Here is a 24,666-nt window from a genome sequence, read left to right as displayed (position 1 = left end):
TAGTTAAATCTAATTCGGCGCTTTTCCGTACATATTTGTTAGGAAGGTATTTAACATGAAATTCATTCATACAGCAGACTTACATCTGGACAGTCCATTTTTGGGCCTCAAAAATAACGTGTTACCTAATGACCTTTGGGAGAAGGTTCATCAATCGACTTTTGATTCTTTCCAAAGGATTATCGATGGCGCTATTGAACAACAGGTTGATTTTGTCTTGTTAGCAGGCGACCTATTTGACCGTGAAGAACGGAGTGTAGCCGCAGATGCATTTTTGATATCACAATTGAATCGATTGAAAGATCATGGGATTGAAGCATTTATTAGTTTTGGAAACCATGATTATTCAACGGCTGATCCTGATTCATTCGGTTATCCTGATAATACCCAAGTATTTGGCAACCAAGTTGAGACAAAAGAATATACCCTCAGCGACGGTGAAGTGATCGCTGTCAGTGGGTTTAGCTTTGATAAGCAGTGGATTACCCAACCAATGATTCAGGATTATCCACAAGCAATTGGCGATGTGACCTGGAATATTGGCATGCTGCATGGTAGTTTGAGTTCCCTAAATTCACCGGAAGCCAACTATGCACCATTTACATTGTCTGAATTGCAAGAAAAAGGTTATGACTATTGGGCACTGGGCCATATTCATAAGCGTCAGGCTTTGAACGATCAAAAGACCATTAATTATTCTGGCAATACACAGGGCAGACATATCAACGAATCTGGGGAAAAGGGTTATTTGCTGGTTCAGAGCGATGATAAGCGGCTCGACACTCAGTTCGTGCCAACTGCACCTATCATTTGGGACCGCGTCACGATGTCACTTGGTGATTTGTCTAGCGATCAGTTGGTTGAGTCAATCCTAGAAAAAGTCGCTGATCTACATTATTCGCAATTACATTTCATCAGAATTGAGTTGAGTAGTGAAACTGCAGTGGATACTGATTTACTGACCCGCATCAGTAATGGTGATTTGTTGGCTGATCTCCAAGACATCAATGCTGACAAGTGGCAACAGTTGAACTGCTGGATTACTTCCGTGGAAGCACCGCGAGTGAAAAATTTGGTGTATAGCAGCATTGATCAGGAATATTTCAATCAAGCGAAGACAGAAACACTCACTGATGACGTGTTTGATCAAATCCTTAAAGATTTCAGCAAGCAGCCGTCATTTATTAAAGATGAACTCAGTTCTGCGGAATCCAAACAGGAAATCTTTGATCAGGCCAGCACGATTCTCCAAGAAAATGTGGCTAATTCTGATCCTGAGGGGGACAATTCCAAGTGATAATCAAACAGTTAAATATTTATGGTTATGGTCGTTGGATTGATCAGCAAATTGAAATTCAAAACCCACTTCAAATTATCTACGGTCCCAATGAGGCCGGAAAAAGCACGATTATTGCTTTTATTAAAGGGATTCTTTTTGGATTCACGGATAAGAAGCATTCACTTCATGGGCAATATACTCCCAAAGGAAACGCGCCATATGGGGGCGAAATTATTTTCTCCGCCAATGATCATAGCTACAAGGTTGTTCGAACTGGTTTGAAATATGGTGGGACGGTTAAATTTTATGATTTAGATAATGACGTTGAACTCACTGAAGATGACTATCATCAACTGATTGACCCGATTGACCGGACAGCCTATGACCAACTATTTTACTTTGGCAGTATTGACCAAAATGCATTATACAAAATGGGCAGAGATGAGTTGCGAATGCGGATTCAATCCATTGGTGTCGCCGGAGCTGGTGATTGGATGGATCTCCAGGCTGATTTGGATAAGCAATCAGCTAAAATGTATGCGCCTCGTGGTCGAACCAAAACGATTAATGTTCAGATTTCCGATTATAAAAAACTGGCAGATCAGGTCAGTGCAGCAAAAGATAATTTTCCACACTACCAAGACTTACAATCTCAGTTAAGAACCAATCAAGTGAATCTGAACAAGCTGCAAACACAGTTACAAGCAGCCAATCAGTCGCTTGATGATCAGCGGCATCTGCAAACAGTGTTACCATTGGTAGCCCAACTAAATGATTTGAAGGATGTTAACGCCTCACAGGTCAAACCAAAATTTGAGAATGACGATCTCAATGATTTTAATAAATTGAATATGGCACTGTCAGCTCAGCAACGCCGGGTGAGCGAGGTCCAGCGGGTTGTTGACGAACTGGCTGCCAAAGTTTCGAAGACACCCGTTCAAACGTTTTATGAAGCCCATCGAGAGTCCATTAATGAATTGGTGAATGAACTGCCAAAGATGAGACGGTTAGCGGTTGCCCTTGAAATGGGTCAAGCCCAGCTTGAAGAGGTTCAACAGCAAATTCAAGCGCAGACAGCTGGGACCGCGAAAAATGCCCAAGGTGCACTTCCGCAACCATTTGATGAACAAACACTTACGCAAGTCAACGATCTTATCCGAGATGAGCAAAATGTCCAAGATAAACTTTCCCAAGCTACCCCTCAAAGAAGTCAGACTCATGATGAACCAAGCAAAAAGAGTGGTCTGATTTGGTACGGCGTTGCTGGGGCATTAGTCGTCCTTAGCTTCATCCTTGGCTCAAATTCGTTTAGTTGGATTGGCTATGTCTTGGCGATTGTGGCTGCCGGGTGGGGTTGGTATAGTGCGAAAGCAATTTCTCAGCCACAGCCGACACCAACCGATGAGGATCCGGTTGAGCTCAATAAACAGTTAGCTCAAATCCATTCGAAATTAGCAGCTATCCAGAATCAATTTGGCCTCCAAGGCATTGATGAACTCAAGTGGTTGTCGATACAAACTTCTCTGCAGCAAATTGTGCGTTTACAAGAGAGTTACAGTAAACAAAAGCTTTCCTTGGATGAAAATCAGTCAGAATATGATACTTATGTTGCCAAATGGCAGTTTGCCAGTGATTGGTTAAAATTTGATCCATCCAACTATTCTGCTACCATTGAAACGATTAACAACGCCGTTGAACATTGGCAGCAACTATCTGCAGACTATCAACGCCAACAAACCGCTCTCGACAGTAATAAGCAAACCCTTAAAGATGCCAAGGCAAAACTTGATGGACTTACCAAGCAGAAGACTGACTTCTTCAAAGTCCGCAACGTCGGTTCAGACGCTGATTTCCAACAACAGGTTGAATTTCAAACGAATTTGGCTAAGAAACTTGAACAAAAGGCAACGTTGGAAAGTCAGATTAAATCTGCCAAAGTTGCCATCCCTACAAATGTTGATCAAGCCACAATAGATGCCACAGTTCATGACCAAGCTGAAAAAGTACAGAACTTACAAGATCAGCTTAACGACCTAAGCAGGGAAGCGACTCAAGTCAAAACTGAAATTGACGGTTTGATCAAAAACGGCGACTATTATGATTTGCGGCAGCAATTAGCCAATCAACAAACAGAAATTGTTGAAAATGTTCAAAAATACATGGCTTTAAAGTTAAGCTCCCAATGGATTCAGGCGGTACTAAATGTTGCCAGCAAAGGGCGATTACCAAAGACGCTCACCTTGGCCAAACAGTATTTTGCGACTTTGACGAACAATGCCTACAAAGATATTATTTTTAAAAACGAGATTTCCGTCGTTCGTGAGGATGATGTTCATTTTCCAATCAATGAATTATCGACCGGAACTTTAGAGCAGTTATATTTGGCGTTAATCTTTTCAATGGCCGTTGGCTTTAGCGACCAGTACCCGATGCCAATCATGATTGACGATGGATTCGTGAATTTTGATAAAGCTCGTAAAGAGGCGGCCAATACGATGCTCAAGCAGGTTAGTCAAAAGACCCAAGTGCTTTACTTTACCGCCAATCTCGATGCAAATACGGATGATAAGTTAGTTTTGGATCTTAAAACGCTTTAGGAGGCGATTTTATGGCAAAACAATTGATGGATATTAAGTTGGATGAAGAATTCGAAATGTACGTTTTGTTAAAAGATTCGACAAAACGAGTCGCTAAAAACGGTAAAACATTCTTGTCATTGGTTTTCCAAGATCAATCCGGTCAGATTTCTGGTAAATATTGGGATGCATCCGCTCAGGATGTCGAACAATTTGTTTCTGGAAAAGTCGTCTTGTTAAAAGGTAAACGGGAAAACTACATGAACTCCCCGCAAATTAAGATTCTGGCCATGAGGCTTGCCAATCAAAGCGAGCCACATGATCCGGTGAACTTTGTTAAGCGGGCAGGCATGTCTCGTGATCAAATGGAAGCTTACATTGAGCAAACCATTTTTGAGATTACCAATGCCACCTACAATCGAATTGTCAGGGCGTTAATTTCCAAACACGCCGAAGCCTTTTATACATTTCCAGCTGCCAAGTCCAATCACCATGACTTTGCGGGTGGCCTGGCTTTCCATACCATTTCAATTCTGCGTCAAGCCCATTCAATTGTTAATCAGTATGATGGGATTAATGCGCCTTTATTGTACGCTGGAGCGATTTTACATGATCTTGGTAAAACCACCGAGCTATCCGGTCCAGTCGCGACAGAGTACACCTTAGCGGGGAATCTGCTGGGACATTTGAGCATTATGGATGCTGAAATTGTCGAAGCTGCTGATAAATTAGGAATTGATGCCGGATCTCAAGATTTAATTCTGTTGCGTCACATGGTGCTTTCACATCATGGATTGTTGGAATATGGTTCACCAGAACGACCGAAGATATTAGAAGCAGAAATTCTTCACCATTTGGATGAACTTGATGCAACCATTATGATGATTCAAGGCGCCGTTAAAAACATTGAACCAGGCCAGTTTAGCGATCGGGTCTTTGGTCTCGACAATAGACGTTTCTATAAACCTGAAAAGTCGGCTGACCCCAAACATAAACCAACGCAAGGTGAATTACTTTAAATGGATGCACGAAAAAAGGATTGAACATTTAATTGTTCAATCCTTTTTGTATGATTTGTAATTAAGATTACTTCTTAGATGATGAGCTTGATGAAAGGTAATCTGATAAGACGTTTTGAAGGTCTTTATCTTGGATGGTAACTTTACCCTTCTTAAGAACCTTAGATACAACTGAATGTAAGGTGTTGCTATCAGACATCTTGGTAGTAACGATTTGATCCTTTAATTCAGATTCGTGTTGTTTCCAAGTTCCCTTTGATGGATGGTTAACCATTTGGATAATTTGGTAACCATACTGAGTCTTAACAGGGGTCTTAGTGTATTCACCATTCTTCAACTTAAAGGCAGCTTTCTTGAAACTGGCATCAAGTGAAGTGTTGGTGTTGTCAAATGCTGAGATTCGGCCACCCTTGTTCTTAGTTGCAGTATCAGTTGAATACTTTTTGGCTAAGCTTGAGAAACTCTTGCCATCTTTAAGTTCGCTGATAACCTTGTTAGCAGTTGATTTCTTAGAAACCAAGATTTGGTTAACAGTGACTTTTGGCTGGTATGACTTGAACTGAGTTTTAAGTTGAGCATCGGTAATTTTGACGTTGTCTTTAACCGCTTGCTTCAATAAGAGGTTAGAACGAATTGAATCCTTCAATTGTGAAGCAGTCATACCGTTTTGTTGAAGAACTGAGTTAAATGATGAACCATATTGCTTCTTATATTTAGCAAATTCACTATCAACTTGTTTGCTCTTAACATCTTTACCGTATTGCTTTTCCAAGACCTTGTTCAAGATCATTTGTTGCAATACTTGTTTACCACTTGAAGTGGTCTTCAAGCTGCTGTAATAAGCACTTTCAGTAATCTTACCGCCGTTAGTTGTTGCAACAGTTTTGCTGCCACAAGCTGCAAGGGTAAAACTCATCATAATGCCGGCTAAAACGATTAGCCATTTTTTCATACAAAAACACATCCATTCCTAAAAGTATTCGTCTGCAAAGCAAACGTTCTCGATAATAATAACATAATCTGGCTCGTTTATATAATGCCCGCAAGAATTTAAACAAATATTCAGATTTTAATTGACCAAATTACTTCATTTTGTCCGAATATTTACTAATTTCTTCCAAGCGGGGCTGAATTTGGAACATCGCGTCATCAACATCTCGTTGAATATCGGAGATGGTTTTTTCGACCACTGGCATTTGCGCGGTGAGGTGATCTATTGACTGCTTAAAGTTGTCATAAGCAGCTTTCCAATCAGACGCTTTTTGTTTCTTATCATTAAACGTGTTTTTAGCACGCTCAACAAACTCTCCCGGCGTTTCCTTGCGGGAATATAAGTAGGCGCCAGCAACAACCGCAGTTGCGCCAACGATTTTAAAAACAGTTTTCATCATTAATCACCCATATGTTGTTCAATTGATTCCTGAATTGCTTTAAGTTGATCAGGAGAATACTTATTGGAGTTATCCTTGAAAATCATCTTGAAGTCATCGTTACTGGTGTAACGGGGAACCAAGTGAAAATGTGAATGGAAAACAGATTGATAAGCAACTTGACCGTTGTTATTCAAAATGTTCATCCCTTTAATGTCAGGATTTGATGCCTTGACAGCGCGGGCGATCTTTGGAATTCGTGCAAAGACTTCGCTTGCCAGTTCTTCGTCATACTCAAAGATATTGGCAATGTGTTTCTTTGGAATTACCAGTGTGTGGCCGGGAGTTCCTTGCGAAATATCTAGGAACGCCTTCACAATATCATCCTCATAAACTGTATAGCTGGGGATCTCATTTCTTACGATTTTACAAAAAATGCAATCTTTCAAAATCTCTACCTTCTTTCTGTGAATACTAATGATATTATACCATTAATGTCTTTTTGACCTCATTCAAAGGCTAATTTTGTATGGTATAATCTTGTTTGTAAATTTATGACGATACGGAGGTAAATAATGACCTTACAAGTTTCGAATCTGGTAGGTGGCTATTCACAAGTACCAGTATTAAAAGACGTTAGCTTCGACGTTAAAGATGGCGAATTGGTCGGCTTAATTGGACTTAATGGTGCCGGCAAGTCAACAACCATCAATCACATCATCGGTTTATTAACGCCATTTAAAGGCTCAATTAAAATTAATGGCACTGGGTTAAATGATGATGTTAAAAAATATAAAGAACAAATTGCTTACATCCCGGAACAGCCAATCGTTTATAAGGAATTGACTTTGAAAGAACATCTTGAAATGACGATGCTAGCTTATAACCTTGATCAGGATGAATCATGGAAGCGGGCGCACAAATTACTTAAACTTTTCCGTCTGGACAACAAACTGGATTGGTTCCCAGATAATTTTTCAAAGGGAATGCGGCAGAAAGTCATGATCGTTTGTGCCTTTTTGACCAATGCCAAATTATTTATCATCGATGAACCGTTTCTGGGATTGGATCCGTTAGCAGTTAATGATTTGCTCAACCTAATTTCAGAACGCAAAAAACAGGGTGCCAGTATCTTGATGTCGACCCATGTGCTTGATACTGCCCAGCGCTACTGTGATCGGTTTGTTTTGTTACACGATGGTCAAGTCCGGACTGAGGGCACGATTGAAGAACTACGGCAATTGTTCCCTGATGCCGGAGATTCTCTGAACGACATTTATTTGACGTTGGCAAGGGAAGGCGATGCCTCATGAAGCAGTTATTTAGGCAGCGTTTGACAACCCATCTAAAAGAAATGATGCGGTACCTGCGACTTGTTTTTAATGACTACTTTGTCCTGGCACTGCTGTTTGTCATTGGTGGCTTAGGATATTATTACTCAAATGCCCTTAAACAACTTCATACTGGTCTGTGGTGGGCACCAATTTTAATTATTGGGATTCTACTTGTTAGCGTCCAATTGGGGCGTTTTGCGACACTCATTGAGGCGCCGGATTATGTATTCTTACTGCCACGGGAAGCTGAACTGTATCAATACCTTAAAAGTGGTTTCAAGTACAGCTTATCGATTGCTGTCGCCATTCAGGTACTATTCTGGATACTAGTCATGCCATTTATCCAGGTGACCATGCATCCAATGGCAATTGACTTGTACCTATTGTTAGCAACTTTGGTCATTTTGAAGATGACTTGGTTGAATACTGACTTTGCCCGAAAATATCATCTGAAGCGTAACTGGCTTTCAAATCGGCCACTCTTCAGGTGGTTGGTTCCGGTGATCACATTTGCCTTTTCAATTTATGTGAACTACTGGAGTGGCTTGGTAGTTTCCGTAGTCGCGCTGGCTGTTAGTTACTTTAGCCGCAACCAGTGGGCAACTCGGTCGCTTGACTGGACCACAATGATTGCAGATGAAAATAGTCGAATGCATACGGTTTATCAGTTCTTCAACTTGTTTACCGATGTACCGACACTTCAAGGTTCTGTCAAACGGCGTCGATATGTCGATGTCATTTTGAACCAAATCAAGTTAATCCCCAAGAATACCTATCTTTATTTGTATGCTCATGGAATTGTCAGAGATAATGAAATGAGTGGGCTGTATGTTCGTTTGCTGGTGATTGGCACATTGTTCCTCGTGTTTGTAAAAGGTGAAATTCTGCCAATCTTTTTGAGCCTGCTTTTCGTATACTTGATTGGTTTCCAGATGATCCCATTTTACTTTCACTTTTCGGATAATGCGTTTGTGCACGTCTATCCAGTTACCAACGAATATCAACTCAAAAGTTTCCAAAGAGTGTTACTTTACCTGCTCACAACGGTTGGTGTCGTTTTTGCTGTAGCCGTGGCCGCAGTCAACTTTACCACCATCATCACGATTATTGGGGTTATCGTCGGTGAAGCCCTCGAGATTTGGGCGTTTGTCTATCTGTACTTACCAAGACGGCTTGCCAAAAGTGAACGAGTTCGATAATGATAATTAATAGGAGAATGATATGCGTGTAAGAAAAAAGCCGTGGGCCGATAAATATATCGACGACCACGGCGATTATATTGTGACAGATCCAAAGAATTGGCTTGGCAAATGGCAAAAACGTTTTGCTAACGAACAACCACTTAACGTTGAGGTGGGAATTGGTAAGGGCCGGTTCATTATTGAAACGGCTCGGGCAAATCCTAACATCAACTACATTGGTGTCGAACTTCAAACTTCTGTGATTGCGACTGCTTTGAGGACATTTATGGAAGATCCACTGCCAAACATTCAATTTGTGTTGACGGATGGGGCAAACCTGGATGAATTATTCTATGAAAATGAAATCAAAAAAATTTTCTTGAACTTTTCGGATCCCTGGCCAAAGAAGCGTCATGCTAAACGGCGATTGACATCCCCGTTGTTCTTGAAAACTTATAAACACGTTTTGGCTGCTGACGGTGACATTGAGTTTAAGACCGACAATCGCGGTTTGTTTGAATACACTTTAGTGACCATGAATAATTTTCCGATGAAATTTGATTATGTATCACTCGATTTACACAAATCACCCGAAAATGAGACGAACATTGAGACTGAGTATGAACAAAAGTTCAGTCCCAAGGGCCCAATTTATAAGTTGGTTGCGCATTTTACAGACTAACCAGCTGGTGTTTGAGGATTTTTTTCGTCGTCCCATTTACCCAGAACTCTTCAATTTTGTTGTCGCCATTTTGGTCTAAATAATTGAAGCCGAAATGAAAGACGTCGACATCTGAATCAGGATTTGGCAGAACACTCCAGCTCCCCATATATTTGAAGCCTTTCAATGGAGCTGATTCTTTGGTATCCTTGACGATAGCTGCCAAATACTTTTCGTAGTTCTGATTTGATTTGTGTGCAGCGTATGTGCTGGCAGCGAGGGCTGCGAGCGATAGACCGTACAGAATTGTTTGTTTTTTCATAATTTCACCCGTTTTCGTGTCTGATAGGTATACTTTAGCCCATTGGTGACGGATGAGCAAACTGATTCTGTTGCTGATGGATTTGTGCTATCATGTACTTTACATTAGTAAGTGAAAGGATGATTACTTTGGAAAATTTACCTAAAACGAACTTAACTGATTTGACTAAACAATTGGAAAATGGCAAATATATGCTGTTCTTCACGGCCGACTGGTGCCCTGATTGCCGTTTCATCAAACCGGCAATGCCGGCTATCGAAGCTGAATATCCTGAATATACATTTTTACAGGTTGATCGTGACGAAAATATCGATCTCGCCGGAGAAATGGGTATTATGGGAATCCCAAGTTTTGTGGCTTATTCAGACGGCAAAGAAATTGGTCGTTTCAATAATGGCGATCGCAAGACTAAAGCCGAAGTTGAAAACTTTATTAACTCATTAGCAAGTACCGTGGAAAAATAATTTATTGGTGGAAGGAATTTTGAAATGTTAATAGCAAGTTATAACCCAAACAGCACAGGTGACACGATGGTTCTCATTATGAATCCGGATGCTGCCGAACAAAGTGTCACGATTCATGATCAGGTTGCCCGGATTGCCGATGTTGATGGTAATCAGACGTTGGGGTACAACTTTTTAAAGGCAAGTGAAATTCTTCCAGAAATTGTCACTGAAAATGGTCAAGTTACTTTGAACGAAGAACAGGTTGCCCGATTAAACCAATATTTAAGCGACCATGGGTTCCCGGCAGATATCCAGTATGATGATAAGCCAAAATTTGTGGTCGGACACGTTGACTCAGTCGAAGACCATCCAAAAGCCAACCATTTGCAGATCACTCAAACTGATATCGGAACTGGCCAAGACGTTCAAATCGTCAGTGGTTCACCTAATATGCGCGAAGACATTAAAGTCGTCGTGGCTTTGAGTGGTGCCATGATGCCGGATGGCCAGATTATTTGGCCGGGTAAATTGCGCGGGGTACAGAGCGATGGCATGATTTGCTCCGGCCGCGAGCTGCATTTACCTAACGCACCCCAAGTTCCCGGTGCACTGATTTTACCTGATGATTATCAGGTTGGAACTGCCTTTGATTTTCAGAAGGCACAACATTTATTTGACTAAACTATTTTGGGTGGATGAGTTATGAAGCATTATGATGGACCTGCATTTTTCCGCAAAAAGGGGATTACCAGAACCCCTCGTGAAAAACGTGTTACAAAACAAATTAAAGAACCAGATTATTCCGACACCCAAAGTCAGCGGGCAGACAATATTCTTGATCGCAGTTCAGATCACGGAGATGAAACTCCGGCATTTTTGAAAGAAATTAAGAATTTTAAACCTCAAAAACGGTCAAAGTCTGAAAAACGTAAGCAACAAATTAAAACAAATTATTTTCTCAGCCAAGAGCACCGACGTCATCGTTTATACGATGAATTGACACGGCGGCTGAGAATTACATATGACGATCTGATTGTGATTGCTGACAAACAAGCCACTTTGGATCAGCCAACCGAAAAAACGAGTGAAACACCGATTTCACCTAGGACAAGAGAAGCAGCATCTCAAGCCCAAACTCAATTGCATCATGAAAACAATGATATTGAGCGCAAACATGGCAATTCAACTGAGCGGGTTCAACCACGACGTCTAAATCGTCAACCCCGCAAGACGTTAAATCATCATGGATTGGGACAATCATTTAATTCAATTATTAATAATCAACGGGCCAGTGAATCTGACCTTTCTTTGTTCAACGCTCAAAAACGGACAGGGACTGCTGACTTAAAAAAAGTTAACCATGTGAATCAGTCAGCTGGAGCAAGTCAGCATACGGTTGTTGATCAGCCGAGTTCTTCAGCAGATACTGATACCGAACGTGGCTATCATTTTCCACCATTATCATTATTATCCCAGCCGCAACAGACAGAGTCTGAATCGATTGATGAATGGATTTCACACCAGTCAGATATTTTGAACCGAACATTTTCAGCGTTCAAAGTGAATGCACAAGTTGTTGACTGGACGAATGGTCCAACCGTTACTCAGTTTCAAGTTAAACTAGCCCTTGGTGTCAAAGTGAGTCGCATTACCAATTTGACTGATGACCTTAAGTTGGCGTTGGCTGCTAAAGATATTCGAATTGAGGCGCCCATTCCGGGCAAAACAACCGTTGGGATTGAAATCCCCAATCCGAAGCCAAGGCCGGTTGTGCTTTCTGAGGTAATTTCTACCGAGCATTTTAGAAATAGTCAGTCACCTCTGACGACTGCACTTGGTGTTGATCTGTCTGGAGTTCCTCGGACCACAGATATCCGAAAAATGCCCCACGGTTTGATCGCTGGGGCCACCGGTTCCGGAAAGAGTGTTTTCATTAACAGCTTACTGGTATCGTTGCTGTATAAGGCAACTCCGGCCGATTTGCGGTTATTACTGATTGATCCCAAAGCTGTCGAATTGGCGCCTTATGACGGTATTCCACATCTGCTGTCTCCAGTTATTTCGGATCCCAAAACCGCTGCAGCAGCCCTCAAATGGGTCACTGAAGAAATGGATCAGCGATACGAAAAGTTGGCTGCAGCTGGCGCTAAAAACATTGAGCAATTCAATCATCAGGCAATTGAGTCCAAAGAGTATGGGCTGAAGATGCCTTATATTCTTGTGATTATTGATGAATTGGCTGATTTGATGATGGTCGCTTCCAGTGAGGTGGAAGATTATATTGTTCGAATTACCCAGAAAGCCCGGGCCGCCGGCATCCATTTGATTGTCGCCACTCAACGGCCCAGTGTGGATATTGTGACTGGAACCATCAAGAATAACATTCCGACACGGATTGCCTTCATGGTTTCCAGCCAAATTGATTCCCGAACTATTTTGGATTCTGCCGGCGCTGAACGTTTACTTGGCCGCGGAGATATGCTATATCTAGGTAGTGGGGCCAATCAACCGGTTCGACTGCAAGGCGCGTTTGTAACAAACAAAGAACTCGATGGCATCGTTGATTTTGTTCGCCAACAGGGTGAGCCTGAGTATTTGTTCACCCCGGATAGTTTGAAAAAATCAGCATCAGAATCAAGCTCTCAAGATAGATTAATGCCCCAAGTATTGAAATATATTGCCAATGAGGACACAATTTCCACGTCAAAGCTTCAACGAGTATTTTCAATCGGGTATAATAGAGCTGCAAACATTATTGATCATTTGCAGGAAAATGATTTGGTTTCAGAACAACAGGGCTCAAAACCACGAACGGTGTACTATAAACCGGCAAGCGATGAGTCTGATTCTGAAGCGCCTCAAAATAATCAAAAATAACATAATGGGATAGGTAGGATGTCTAATGAATTCAGATACGGTATATCATTTTGTAGGTATTAAAGGAACAGGAATGGCTGCCATGGCCTTAATCTTGCATGATCGTGGTGAAAAAGTGCAGGGATCGGATATTGATCAATACACCTTCACGCAACGTGGACTTGAACAGGCCGGCATTAAAATTTTACCTTTTGATGAAAAGAATATTCATGAAGGATTGACTGTGATTGCTGGTAATTCATTTACTGATGATCATCCAGAAATCAAAAAGGCCAGAGAAATGGGCCTGACAGTTTATCGTTATCACGAATTTCTCGGTAAGATTATTAAAGGCAAGACCAGTATCGGTGTTTCCGGTGCTCATGGGAAGACCAGCACAACCGGTCTTTTAGCCCATGTACTTTCAGGAATTGCCCCAACCGATTATCTGATTGGTGATGGCTCTGGCAAAGGAGTTCCGAATGCCCGTTTCTTCGTCTACGAAGCTGATGAATACCGACGTCATTTCTTGGCAACTGAACCTGATTATGCCATTATGACTAACATCGATTTTGATCATCCCGATTATTATAAGAGTATTGACGATGTTCAAGATGCCTTTCAAACATTCGCTAATCAAACCAAGAAGGGGATTTTTGCTTGGGGAGACGACAAACGTCTTCGTCAGTTAAAAGCCAGTGTGCCAATTTATTACTATGGCTTGAATGATACCGATGATTTTCAAGCTGTTGATGTTAAACGGACGACCAGTGGATCAAGCTTTAATGTGACATACAAAGGCAAGGATCTTGGTAACTTCTCGGTGCCATTGTTTGGAGAGCACAATATTTTCAATTCTTTGGCAGTGATTGCCGTTGCTTACTTCGAAGACGTTGACCTGGATGAAATTCGCAAAGAATTAAAGACATTCCAAGGTGTAAAGCGCCGATTTGCTGAACGAAAAATTGCTGGTATGACAATTATTGATGATTATGCCCATCATCCAACTGAAATCAAAGCAACGATTGATGCCGCTCGTCAGGAATACCCTAGCAAGAAAATTGCTGTTGTCTTCCAGCCCCATACCTTTAGTCGAACAATTGCCTTGATGGATGACTTCGCTAAGAGTTTAAATTTGGCAGATGAAGTTTTCCTGACGAAAATTTACAGTTCACCTCGAGAAAGTAGCGGTAAGGTTTCAAGCGAGGATCTGTCCAAGAAGATTAACAAGGGTGGTCGTATTTTATCAGTTGATAATATGTCACCTCTCTTGGATTATGACAACGATGTGATTATCTTCATGGGTGCCGGGGATATCCAGAAATATGAAAAATCGTACGAAGACTTATTAAGTCACTTAAGCAAAAAAATTAATTAAGATATCTTATAGAAGCCCTTAGTTGAGTGTAAATTACTTGATTAATGGCTTCTATTTGGTAGAATTACTTAACAGGATAAGGATGAATAGGACACATAATACTTCTGTAATATTTGAACTTACAAAACAAAAGGGAGCGGATTGAATGAACAATTATCCAAATGAACAACAGGAAGCTCGGAAAGTCGTCAACAACGCTGCCGGGTTGAATGCTTTTTTAACAAAAATGTATGGTTGGATGAGTTTAGCAGTTTTAGTTTCAGCTGCAACAGCTTTTCTGGTTAGTGGTTCAGTTGCTGGCGGGATGGGTGCTTATATTGCCTCTAATCGAGGAGTGATGTTGGGATCCATGATCTTATGGTTTGTCTTACCATTTGTGATTTCGCTTCAGGCATTGAAACGGCCAACGCTTGCCTTCACGGTGCTCATGTTGTACTCCATCTTGAGTGGATTTGTGTTCGCTACAATTGCATGGGCATACACAGGCGCCTCAATTACCGCAGCATTTGTTTCCGCATCCGCAATTTTCATCACCATGACAACGGTTGGTTTGGTAACTCGAAAGAATTTGGATCGTTGGGGTGCTCAAGCTACTGCTGCGTTGATTGCCCTAATTATTGCGATCGTCATCAACTTTTTCCTTCGTAGTACGTTGATCGCATTTGTCTTTTCAATCATCGCTGTTCTAATTTTCACTGTTTTGACAGCCTATGATACCCAAAAGATGAAGCAGATGTATAACCAGTACTCAGCCAATGGTGATGTTTCAATGACCGGACTGGCAGTCTTTGGTGCGTTACAGTTGTACCTGGACTTCGTTAACTTATTCTTACAATTACTTTCAATTTTCGGTAATAACAACCGTTAATCTCAAAATAAATTCGGAACGATTGACCATTGATTTGGTTAATCGTTTTTTGTTATCTGTCGTGGTAAAATTAAAGTAACAGTTTTCATCAGAGGAGAAGTTAATGACTAAGAAATTATTATTAATCGATGGTAACAGTATTGCCTTTAAAGCATTCTATGCATTGTATACGGCCATGGACAAATTCACTAATCCATCCGGCTTGCACACAAGTGCCATTTATGGTTTTAATCGAATGCTCGACAAGGTGTTGGATCATGAAAAGCCAACCGACGTTTTAGTCGCATTTGACGCTGGAAAGACCACCTTTCGGACTAAAATGTATGCTGATTACAAAGGTGGTCGGGCAAAGACGCCAACCGAACTTTCTGAACAATTTCCATTTATCAAGGAATTACTCAATGCCCGTGGCATTCAGACATACGAGCTGCCGGATTATGAAGCAGATGATATTATCGGTACATTGGCTAAGAAAGCTGAGGATGCCGGTGATTACCACGTGGTCATTGTGACCGGTGATCGTGATTTAACCCAGTTAACTTCCGACAAGACAACCGTGCAGGTTTCAGTGAAGGGTGTCACCGAATTAGAAACTTACACACCTCAGCACGTTGAAGAAAAATTAGGGGTTAAGCCCAGCCAAATTATCGAAATCAAAGGGCTCAAAGGGGATAATTCAGATAATTATCCCGGAGTCGAAAAAGTCGGTGATAAGACTGCCCTTAAATTGGTTCAACAATTTGGCACCATCGAAAATCTTTACAAAAATATTGATCAGGTTTCTGGTAAAAAACTAAAAGAGCATCTGATTAATGACCAGGCACAAGCAGAACGTGCCCATACATTGGCAACGATTAATCGGGATGCCCCAATTACAGTTTCGTTGGATGAACTGAAGTATCAGGGGGATGACCTTGATAAACTGACTGATTTTTATGAGCGAATGGGTTTCAAGTCATTTCTAGCTAAATTATCAGTTGACGACAATGATCATACAGCTGATCAAGAGGCCATCAAATATACCGTTTTGACTGCAGAAAATGCCGCTGAACTCGATCAATTTACGGACGAAGTGACATTTCATCTTGAAATGTCTGAAGAGAACTATCACATTTCACCGTTGGTCGGTTTTGCGATCGGTCAAGGCAGTCAATGGTATGTGACCAACGATCCGGAACTTCTCAAAAATGCGCATGTCAGTGATTTGTTAACCAGTGACACGATTAAAAAGAATGTTTTTGACGCTAAACGGACCTATGTTGGCCTATACCGGCAGGGTATTATTTTAAAAGATGTTGACTTTGATATGCTGCTGGTCTCATATTTGCTTAATACCACTAATAACAGTAATGATGTTGGAACTGTCGCTCATTTGCACGGGTACTACAACGTCAAAACCGATGAAGAAGTCTACGGCAAAGGTGCTAAGCGTGAAATTCACCCAGATTCACCGGAATTTTTAGCCCATCTAGTTCATAAAACGAACGCAATTGACGAGCTGCATGATGAAATGTTCAAGGATTTGGATGAACACAATCAAACGAAACTTTACCGCGACATTGAAATCAAAATTGCCTTTGTCCTTGCTCAAATGGAAATTAATGGGATTAAAGTTGATGCTGCGACTTTGGAAGGCATGGGCAGCAAATTTAAAGAACGACTGACTGAAATCCAACAGACTATTTTCCAAGAAGCCGGCGAAGACTTTAATATTGGATCACCAAAGCAACTTGGAAAGATTTTATTCGAGAAATTACGCTTACCTATTTTGAAAAAGACCAAGACCGGTTATTCGACTTCAGTTGATGTGTTGGAAAAGCTGGCACCGGATGCTCCAATTGTTCAAAACGTGCTTGATTACCGACAAATTGCCAAACTGCAATCGACCTATGTCGATGGCTTATTGAAGGTTATTCACAAGGATGATTCCAAAGTTCACACCAGATATTTGCAAACTTTAACCCAGACCGGCCGGTTATCTTCCGTCGATCCCAATTTGCAAAACATTCCAGTTCGATCTGAAGAAGGCCGCTTGATTCGCCAGGCATTCATTCCATCACATCCTGGTTGGCAGATCTTCTCTTCTGATTACTCTCAGATTGAATTGCGGGTCTTGGCATCGATCACTGATGACAAGAATATGCAGGAAGCCTTTATGAATGGTGAGGATATTCACGCAACCACTGCTCGGCGAATTTTTGGATTAACGTCGAATGAAGCTGTGACCCCTGAGTTAAGACGTCAAGCAAAGGCGGTTAATTTTGGAATCGTTTATGGAATCAGTGATTTTGGTCTGGCTTCAAATACGGGAATTACTCGAAAGCAAGCTCATCAATTCATCCAACGGTATTTTGAAGAATATCCCGGCGTTAAAAAGTATATGGAAGATATTGTCGAGTTTGCCCGTAATCATCGGTATGTCGAGACAATTGCCCACAGGCGCCGATATTTGCCGGACATTAACGCTAAGAGCTTTAATTTACGCTCATTTGCTGAACGGACGGCGATGAATACACCAATCCAAGGGAGTGCCGCTGATATCATCAAAATTGCCATGATTAATATGGCTGATGCCATTAAAGACATGCAAACCCGGATGTTATTGCAGGTTCACGACGAGTTAATCTTTGAGGTACCTGATGAAGAAATGGCAACCGTTAAGAAACTAATTCCAAGTGTGATGGACTCAGCCATCAAATTGAATGTCCCATTGAAGGTCGAAAGTCACTGGGGTAAAACTTGGTACGATGCTAAATAATTTTGAGTAAATGGGGGATTTAAATGCCGGAATTGCCAGAAGTTGAGACCGTTAGACGCGGTCTGACACAATTGGTCGAAGGAAGTACCATCAAATCGGTGGATGTGTTATATCCTAAAATGATTAACCTGTCGCCTAATGATTTTAAAAAAGTCCTTCGGGGAAAGAAAATTGAACGAATTGATCGCCGAGGTAAGTACCTGTTAATTCGATTGAGTGAGCATTTAACGATTGTTTCCCACCTGAGAATGGAAGGGAAGTACGATGTGGAGCCTGAGGATGCGCCGATTGGCAAACATACCCACATTATTTTTCACCTGACTGATGGCCGGCAGTTGCGTTACAACGACACTCGGAAGTTTGGGCGGATGAACCTTGTCGATACCGGAACCGAAATGCAGGTTGCCGGTTTGAAGACAATTGGGCCAGAACCGACTGAAAAAGATTTGACGGTTGACTATATGCAGAAAATATTTGCCAAAAGTCGCAAAGTGATTAAGCCATTTTTACTTGATCAAAGCAACATTGCCGGCTTGGGCAATATCTACGCTGATGAAGTTCTCTGGCTAACCAAAATTAATCCCCAACAGCCGGCCAACACATTGACGCTGCCGCAGATCAAAAGGTTACGGAAAAATATTATTGCTGAAATGGCCAAAGCCATCGCAGGTCATGGCACCACCGTCCATTCATATTCAACTGCATATGGCGAAGCCGGTAAGTTCCAGAATCAGCTAAATGTTTATGGGCGGGAAGGCGAACCATGTCCAAGATGTGGCACCAAAATTGTCAAAATCAAATTGGCACAGCGGGGCACGCATTTTTGCCCCAAGTGTCAACCATTGCGTGGTGTTAAAAAATGACTAAATTAATTGGACTGACGGGTGGCATTGCCACCGGAAAGTCAGTTGTGAGCGACTATCTACAGCAACAAGGCGTACCGATTATTGATGCCGATTTGGTGACTCATCAAGTTGAAGCAAAGGGAACACCAGGACTTCAGTCGCTGGTTACAGTTTTTGGCACACAAATTTTGAAGGTAGATAGTTCATTGGATCGACATGCACTTGGTGAAATTGTTTTCAATGACCCAACTGCTTTAAAGATGCTGGTTCGAACAATTGATCCTTTCATTCGAGATGCAATTTTTCATCAGTTGGCTGCTAATCAGTCTGCCAGATTGACAGTTCTTGATGCGCCAACTTTGTTTGAAAATGGTTATGTTCATTTAGCCGACGAGGTGGTTGTCGTTTCCTGTGATCCGGTCACTCAGTTGCGCAGATTGATGAAACGCAATAAACTTAGTATTGTTGATGCAAATAAAAGAATTCAAAACCAGTGGCCATTGCAGACAAAATGCGATTTGGCTGATACAATTATTTATAACTCAGGAACAGTTTCTACAACGCTGACACAAGTCGACAGATGGTTAGCGAAAGAAATGAAATAGACGAGGTGAACGCCATGCAATGTCCTCATTGCGGATACAATGGCTCCAAAGTAGTCGACAGCCGACCAACAGATGATGGCCGGGTCATTAGACGAAGAAGAGAATGTGAACACTGCGGTTTTCGTTTCACAACATTTGAACGGGTTGAAGTAACTCCATTATTAGTTGTGAAGAAAAATGGGAACCGTGAAGAATTTAACAGAGAAAAGTTATTAAAAGGGATTGTCCGATCCGCTGAAAAACGGCCGGTTTCGATGGATGCGATCACCAATTTGGTTGATCGGGTTGAAAATAAGCTGCGATCATTGGGTGAAAATGAAGTGTCTAGCCAGCAGATTGGTGAGTACGTCATGGAAGACCTGGTTAATTTGGATGAGATTGCCTATATCCGATTTGCCAGTGTTTACCGTCAATTCAAGGATATGTCAGTCTTTTATAAAGAGCTCAAAGAAATTATGGAAAAGGATAAGAAAAAGAATCAGGACCAGGATCATTCGGGGGACAAGTAAATGACAGAGTCGTTCGATAAAATCACGCCTGATACGAAATATCTGGTTACTAATTCCCATATTAATCGTAGCTTGGATCACAGTGTATTGACCAACTTGTATTTACCAATCATTGGTGAAAAAGCGTTGGCATTATACAATTTACTGTGGTCAATGAGTTTGAATGACCACAACCAATTGATCTTGCATAAACACTATGAAATTCAAAGTATGCTGAACTGTAAGATTGATCGGCTGGTTACGATCAGAAAGCAGTTGGAAGCAGTTAAATTGATCAACACACTGGTTTCTGCCAAGAAACCGGATGTGTTGGTCTATTCGTTGAACCTACCGTTATCGGCTGAACAATTTTTACGGACTGACATTTTGTCAATTATTCTTCTGGGAAAAGTTGGCGAAGGGACGTACCAACAGATTGTTGAACGCATGGTTGCACCGACGCCCAATTTAGGAGAAACCACCGACATTTCAACTTCTTTGTTGGAAGCATTTCATGTTCCACAAAATCTGGTTAAAAATATTCCAGGAACGATCAATGAAGCTAAGCAGCGGATTGTGCAGTCAACTGGGAACGCCGATGACAATACCTTCGAGCCTGACAGTGACCATTTTGATTTCAGGCTCTTATTAAGCATGCTTGAAAACTCTTACGTGGATGAAAACAGTGTGAAAGCGGCTCGAAACTTGATTTTATCTGAACATTTGCTTTATGGAATTGACGAAATTCAAATGGCCAAACTAATTCAAAAAGCGACGAATTTGAATACCAATGAGCTAAACCAAAATCAACTCAAGGCAATTATTAAGGATGGTTTTAATCAACATCAGGCTGATGGTACCCTTCGGCCCCAAACAGTAACAGAGTCTCGTCCAGCAGCTGCTACCAATTTTGACCAAGCAACTCAACAGCTGATTTCCATTAGTCAACAATTGGCGCCAGTCGAATTCTTAGGACAAATCAAAAAGCAAAAACATGGAATTGTGACCAGCGGTGAACAGCGAACACTCAGCGAATTGGTCAACTTGCGGGCACTGCCCAACGATGTGATCAACATTTTAATCTATTATCTGTTGGTGGACGAAAAGCGTTCAACACTCAATAAGAACCTGATGTCAACAATTGCTGACGATTGGTCACAACATGATATTTCTAACGCTGAAAAAGCGATCAATGCAATTAAGCAACGGCCAATTGAACTGAAGAAAAAAGCCGATCAGCGTGCTTCGAAGTACAAGCAGCGTCGAGTCAATGTGAAAGAAACATTACCAGACTGGGCAAAAGACGATCAGCAATCGGCGCAGCAATCCAATTCATCAACTCAGTTAACTGAAGCGCAGAAACAACAGCTCAAAGCACAATTGGATAAATTAAAAAAACCGGGAAGTAAAACCGGGAAGTAGGTGAGAGTGAATGGAAAAAGTAAGTGATTTCGTTAAAAAATTGATGCAAGATCGTCAGTTCAAGGGTGGGAATGTCAGTCAGGGGTTTCAGCGAATTATCAATCAGATCAAAAATGATCCTGAGATTGCCCAATTTTTGAGTGACCATCGAGATGAACTCGCTGATAATGCCGTTGACCGTTCAGCATCAAAACTCTATGAGTATGTTAACGTCAAGAACCAAATTAAAGATAAAAAGAAGTCCTTTGCACCGGGATATTTACCACAACTGGTGATTAATGATCATCTGATTGATATCTCGTATTCGGCATCTCCAGAGGTCATTGAAAAGCAGCGTAACCAATCTTTAGCTCGGAGAATCAGAACCGTTTCAATGCCTAAAGACATCAAAAATGCCCGAATCGCTAAATTTGAAGGGGCAGATCCCAACAATCCGGATCCTGCCAGATTTACCGCCTTATCGATGGCCCTTAGTTTTATTGATGAAATGAAGGCAGATCCCAAGACTTTCCATCCTGGCCTGTACATATACGGTCCGTTCGGGGTTGGTAAGACTTATTTGACGGGTGCCATTGCCAACGAACTTGCAGATAATAACATCCAAACAACGATGGTTCACTTTCCAAGTTTTGCGGTTGAAATGAAATCTGCCATTACCGACAACACGGTGACAGAAAAAATTGACGTGATCAAAAAATCGCCAGTCCTGATGATTGACGATATTGGTGCTGACTCCATGTCTTCATGGGTTCGCGATGAAGTTTTGGGCGTTATTCTCGAGTATCGGATGCAACAACAGCTACCGACGTTCTTCACTTCAAACTTTTCAATGGATCAGCTGGAACAAGAGCACCTACGAATTAACCAAAAGGGTGACGATGAACCTTTGAAAGCAAAACGTTTGATGCAGCGAATTAAGTTCCTGTCACGGGAAGTTGAAATGACCGGAAAGAATCGGCGACCAGTTTAATTTGCAAATTGGATTGACTTTTTTGAAAGGCAACTCTATACTAAATGTCAATGAATCAAAGAGACATGACAATTACTTCTCATCACAGGGAGAATGGTTCTAGCCTGGAAGACCATTTGTTTAGAAACTAATTGCTACCACTCTTTGAGAATGGATTGCGGATAATGCTTTCCCGGTTGGTACCGTTAGCAGCCACTTGAGAGCTTTTTGGACATTTGTATCCAAAAATCCAATTTGGGTGGAACCGCGCTAATTGCGTCCCTGACATACTTTATTAAGTGTGTTAGGGACTTTTTTTGTGGCTCCAATAAAATATATAAAGGGAGTAAGAAATATGTCACAACTTTCGTTTGAATTTCCAGATGGTAGTGTTAAACAGTTTGACGACGGTATCACTTCAGAAGATATTGCCAAGTCAATTGCTGTGAGTTTAGGTAAAAAAGCCGTTGCAGCTAAACTGGACGGTAAATTTGTCAATAATGACGAGCCTTTACATAAGGGCGGCAAGATCGAAATTATCACTTCAGACAGTGATGACGGTTTGAGCGTTTTACGTGCAACTGCTGCTCAAATTTTGAAGATGGCAATTGCCAATGACTTTGATAACATTCATTTCGGCCAAAGTGACGCTGATGAAGACGGGTTCTTCGTTGATACTGACAAGCCCGACACTCAAATTAGTGTTGATCAATTGGAGAGCTTGAGCCAATCAATGCACAAAATTATCAAGCAGGATTTGCCAATCAAGGTTGTCTTCTTGAGTGCTGACGAAGCCGCCAAAGTTGCTGGCGACGATCCTTACCAAAAGGAATTGGTTAAGGAAAATGAGGTCGACGGTAAAGTTAAATTCTTTGAAATCGGTGACTTTAAGTCAATCGCTGAAGGTGCTGTTTTACCATCAACCGGTAAAGTTAAAATCTTCAAGTTGCTCTCAGTTGCTGGTGCCTATTGGCAAGGCAAATCATCCAACCCAATGCTCCAACGGATTTACGCGACTGCATTTAACAAGCAAAAGGAATTGGATGCTGACCTTGAGAAGCGAAAAGAAGCTCACGAACGTGATCACCGTGTGATTGGTAATGAGCTCGACTTATTCTTTGTGGATCCTAAAGTTGGTGCCGGACTTCCTTACTGGATGCCAAATGGTGCCACAATCAGAAGAACCATCGAACGTTACATCGTTGACAAGGAAGTTGCCAATGGTTACCAACATGTTTACACCCCAGTTCTTGCCAACCTTGATCTTTACAAGCAATCTGGCCACTGGGATCACTATCGTGAAGACATGTTCCCACCAATGGACATGGGTGATGGCGAAGAGCTTGAATTACGTCCAATGAACTGCCCAAGCCATATCCAAATTTACAACCACCACATCCGTTCATATCGTGAGTTACCATTGAGAATCGCTGAACTTGGTATGATGCACCGTTATGAAAAATCAGGTGCTTTGTCAGGACTTCAACGTGTTCGTGAAATGACTTTGAACGATGGTCACACATTCGTTGCCCTTGACCAAATTCAAGAAGAATTCAAGAATATCTTGAACTTGATGGTTGACGTCTATCACGATTTTGACATTAACGACTACACTTTCCGTCTGAGCTATCGTGATCCTAAGAACACTGAAAAGTACTTTGACGACGATGAAATGTGGACCCGTGCTCAAACAATGTTGAAAGGTGCCATGGATGAAATGGGCTTGGATTACGTTGAAGCTGAAGGTGAAGCTGCTTTCTATGGTCCAAAGCTGGATGTTCAGACTAAGACGGCTCTTGGTAACGAAGAAACCTTGTCAACTATCCAATTAGACTTTATGCTCCCAGAGCGTTTTGATCTCCACTACATCGGTGAAGATGGCAAACAACATCGACCAGTTATGATTCATCGTGGCCTGGTTTCAACTATGGAACGATTTGTTGCCTACCTGACTGAAATCTACAAGGGTGCTTTCCCAACATGGTTGGCCCCACATCAAGTTAAGATTATTCCTGTCAGCCAAGACAAACATCTTGATTATGCCAAGAAGATTAATGATCAACTTCGTGCATTGAAGATTCGTTCATCTGTTGATACCCGTGCTGAAAAGATGGGTTACTTAATCCGTGATGCCCAGACCCACAAGATTCCTTACACATTGGTTGTTGGGGATGAAGAAGTTAACGGCAACAGCGTTTCAGTTCGTAAATATGGTGAACAGGATACCCAATCAGAGTCCGTTCCAGACTTCATTGATGAAGTATCCAAAGATATTGCTTCATATTCACGGGAAGAGTAATCTTCATTTC

The 24,666-nt window shown here is 41.6% G+C and carries 22 protein-coding genes; 18 read left to right on the top strand and 4 right to left on the bottom strand.

Going from position 1 to position 24,666, the window contains the following annotated elements:
- Window positions 1–55: 55 nt before the first annotated feature.
- The 3 genes from FD05_RS09690 to FD05_RS09680 are packed head-to-tail and all read left to right on the top strand — an operon-like array spanning window position 56 to window position 4,874.
- Window positions 56–1,297, top strand: coding sequence for a metallophosphoesterase family protein (locus FD05_RS09690; RefSeq protein ID WP_020280126.1), 1,242 nt, complete (start codon window positions 56–58; stop codon window positions 1,295–1,297).
- Window positions 1,294–3,876: an ATP-binding protein gene (locus FD05_RS09685; RefSeq protein ID WP_020280127.1), complete on the top strand. Its 2,583-nt coding sequence runs from the start codon at window positions 1,294–1,296 to the stop codon at window positions 3,874–3,876. The genes FD05_RS09690 and FD05_RS09685 overlap by 4 nt, the downstream gene beginning before the upstream one ends.
- A gap of 11 nt (window positions 3,877–3,887) precedes the next feature.
- Window positions 3,888–4,874 (top strand): 3'-5' exoribonuclease YhaM family protein, encoded by a 987-nt coding sequence (locus tag FD05_RS09680; RefSeq protein ID WP_020280128.1) that lies wholly within the window; start codon window positions 3,888–3,890, stop codon window positions 4,872–4,874.
- Window positions 4,875–4,941: 67 nt separating this feature from the next.
- Here the strand turns inward: FD05_RS09680 and FD05_RS09675 are convergent, their stop codons facing one another.
- The 3 genes from FD05_RS09675 to FD05_RS09665 form a co-directional block, all read right to left on the bottom strand.
- Window positions 4,942–5,826 (bottom strand): peptidylprolyl isomerase PrsA, encoded by an 885-nt coding sequence (locus FD05_RS09675; RefSeq protein WP_020280129.1) that lies wholly within the window; start codon window positions 5,824–5,826, stop codon window positions 4,942–4,944.
- A gap of 130 nt (window positions 5,827–5,956) precedes the next feature.
- Entirely contained in the window at window positions 5,957–6,262 is a 306-nt protein-coding gene (locus FD05_RS09670; protein ID WP_020280130.1) for a hypothetical protein, read from the bottom strand.
- A gap of 2 nt (window positions 6,263–6,264) precedes the next feature.
- The gene (locus FD05_RS09665; RefSeq protein ID WP_039932300.1) at window positions 6,265–6,693 is read right to left on the bottom strand and encodes an HIT family protein; all 429 of its coding nucleotides are present in this window, start codon (window positions 6,691–6,693) and stop codon (window positions 6,265–6,267) included.
- 126 nt (window positions 6,694–6,819) lie between these two features.
- Between FD05_RS09665 and FD05_RS09660 the strand changes: the two genes are divergently transcribed.
- The 3 genes from FD05_RS09660 to trmB are packed head-to-tail and all read left to right on the top strand — an operon-like array spanning window position 6,820 to window position 9,441.
- Window positions 6,820–7,557 (top strand): ABC transporter ATP-binding protein, encoded by a 738-nt coding sequence (locus tag FD05_RS09660; protein ID WP_020280132.1) that lies wholly within the window; start codon window positions 6,820–6,822, stop codon window positions 7,555–7,557.
- Complete coding sequence (locus FD05_RS09655; protein ID WP_020280133.1) at window positions 7,554–8,777, top strand: ABC transporter permease; 1,224 nt, start codon at window positions 7,554–7,556, stop codon at window positions 8,775–8,777. The genes FD05_RS09660 and FD05_RS09655 overlap by 4 nt, the downstream gene beginning before the upstream one ends.
- 22 nt (window positions 8,778–8,799) lie before the next feature.
- A complete protein-coding gene (trmB, locus tag FD05_RS09650; protein WP_020280134.1) occupies window positions 8,800–9,441 on the top strand; it encodes a tRNA (guanosine(46)-N7)-methyltransferase TrmB in 642 nt (213 codons plus the stop codon).
- Here the strand turns inward: trmB and FD05_RS09645 are convergent.
- Window positions 9,431–9,742: a hypothetical protein gene (locus FD05_RS09645; protein ID WP_020280135.1), complete on the bottom strand. Its 312-nt coding sequence runs from the start codon at window positions 9,740–9,742 to the stop codon at window positions 9,431–9,433. The genes trmB and FD05_RS09645 overlap by 11 nt on opposite strands.
- Before the next feature lie 128 nt (window positions 9,743–9,870).
- Between FD05_RS09645 and FD05_RS09640 the strand changes: the two genes are divergently transcribed.
- The 12 genes from FD05_RS09640 (at window position 9,871) to thrS (ending at window position 24,656) form a co-directional block, all read left to right on the top strand.
- On the top strand, window positions 9,871–10,206 hold the full coding sequence (locus tag FD05_RS09640; protein WP_039932303.1) for a thioredoxin family protein: 336 nt from the start codon (window positions 9,871–9,873) through the stop codon (window positions 10,204–10,206).
- A 24-nt stretch (window positions 10,207–10,230) separates the two neighbouring features.
- On the top strand, window positions 10,231–10,869 hold the full coding sequence (ytpR, locus tag FD05_RS09635) for a YtpR family tRNA-binding protein (protein WP_020280137.1): 639 nt from the start codon (window positions 10,231–10,233) through the stop codon (window positions 10,867–10,869).
- A gap of 21 nt (window positions 10,870–10,890) precedes the next feature.
- Window positions 10,891–13,065: a DNA translocase FtsK gene (locus tag FD05_RS09630; RefSeq protein WP_020280138.1), complete on the top strand. Its 2,175-nt coding sequence runs from the start codon at window positions 10,891–10,893 to the stop codon at window positions 13,063–13,065.
- Window positions 13,066–13,090: 25 nt separating this feature from the next.
- Window positions 13,091–14,422, top strand: coding sequence for a UDP-N-acetylmuramate--L-alanine ligase (gene murC, locus FD05_RS09625; protein WP_039932305.1), 1,332 nt, complete (start codon window positions 13,091–13,093; stop codon window positions 14,420–14,422).
- Between the two features lie 145 nt (window positions 14,423–14,567).
- On the top strand, window positions 14,568–15,290 hold the full coding sequence (locus FD05_RS09620) for a Bax inhibitor-1/YccA family protein (RefSeq protein ID WP_020280140.1): 723 nt from the start codon (window positions 14,568–14,570) through the stop codon (window positions 15,288–15,290).
- A 103-nt stretch (window positions 15,291–15,393) separates the two neighbouring features.
- Window positions 15,394–18,048: a DNA polymerase I gene (gene polA, locus FD05_RS09615; protein WP_020280141.1), complete on the top strand. Its 2,655-nt coding sequence runs from the start codon at window positions 15,394–15,396 to the stop codon at window positions 18,046–18,048.
- Window positions 18,049–18,071: 23 nt separating this feature from the next.
- Window positions 18,072–18,911 carry a DNA-formamidopyrimidine glycosylase gene (gene mutM / locus FD05_RS09610; protein ID WP_020280142.1) on the top strand — a complete coding sequence of 280 codons (840 nt, stop codon included), beginning with the start codon at window positions 18,072–18,074 and terminating at the stop codon, window positions 18,909–18,911.
- Window positions 18,908–19,498 carry a dephospho-CoA kinase gene (gene coaE, locus FD05_RS09605; protein WP_020280143.1) on the top strand — a complete coding sequence of 197 codons (591 nt, stop codon included), beginning with the start codon at window positions 18,908–18,910 and terminating at the stop codon, window positions 19,496–19,498. The genes mutM and coaE overlap by 4 nt, the downstream gene beginning before the upstream one ends.
- A 14-nt stretch (window positions 19,499–19,512) precedes the next feature.
- Window positions 19,513–20,007 (top strand): transcriptional regulator NrdR, encoded by a 495-nt coding sequence (gene nrdR / locus FD05_RS09600; protein WP_039932306.1) that lies wholly within the window; start codon window positions 19,513–19,515, stop codon window positions 20,005–20,007.
- Window positions 20,008–21,408 (top strand): replication initiation and membrane attachment family protein, encoded by a 1,401-nt coding sequence (locus FD05_RS09595; protein ID WP_020280145.1) that lies wholly within the window; start codon window positions 20,008–20,010, stop codon window positions 21,406–21,408.
- A gap of 10 nt (window positions 21,409–21,418) precedes the next feature.
- Window positions 21,419–22,378 carry a primosomal protein DnaI gene (gene dnaI, locus FD05_RS09590; protein WP_020280146.1) on the top strand — a complete coding sequence of 320 codons (960 nt, stop codon included), beginning with the start codon at window positions 21,419–21,421 and terminating at the stop codon, window positions 22,376–22,378.
- Window positions 22,379–22,712: 334 nt separating this feature from the next.
- Window positions 22,713–24,656, top strand: a complete 1,944-nt coding sequence (gene thrS / locus FD05_RS09585; protein WP_020280147.1) for a threonine--tRNA ligase — start codon at window positions 22,713–22,715, stop codon at window positions 24,654–24,656.
- The last annotated feature ends 10 nt before the right edge of the window (window positions 24,657–24,666 follow it).

Source organism: Lentilactobacillus otakiensis DSM 19908 = JCM 15040 (assembly GCF_001434145.1).
GTDB classification, from domain to species: Bacteria; Bacillota; Bacilli; order Lactobacillales; family Lactobacillaceae; genus Lentilactobacillus; species Lentilactobacillus otakiensis.
Note: the sequence above shows the minus strand (reverse complement) of the source record. Positions and strands in the feature narration are given on the sequence as shown.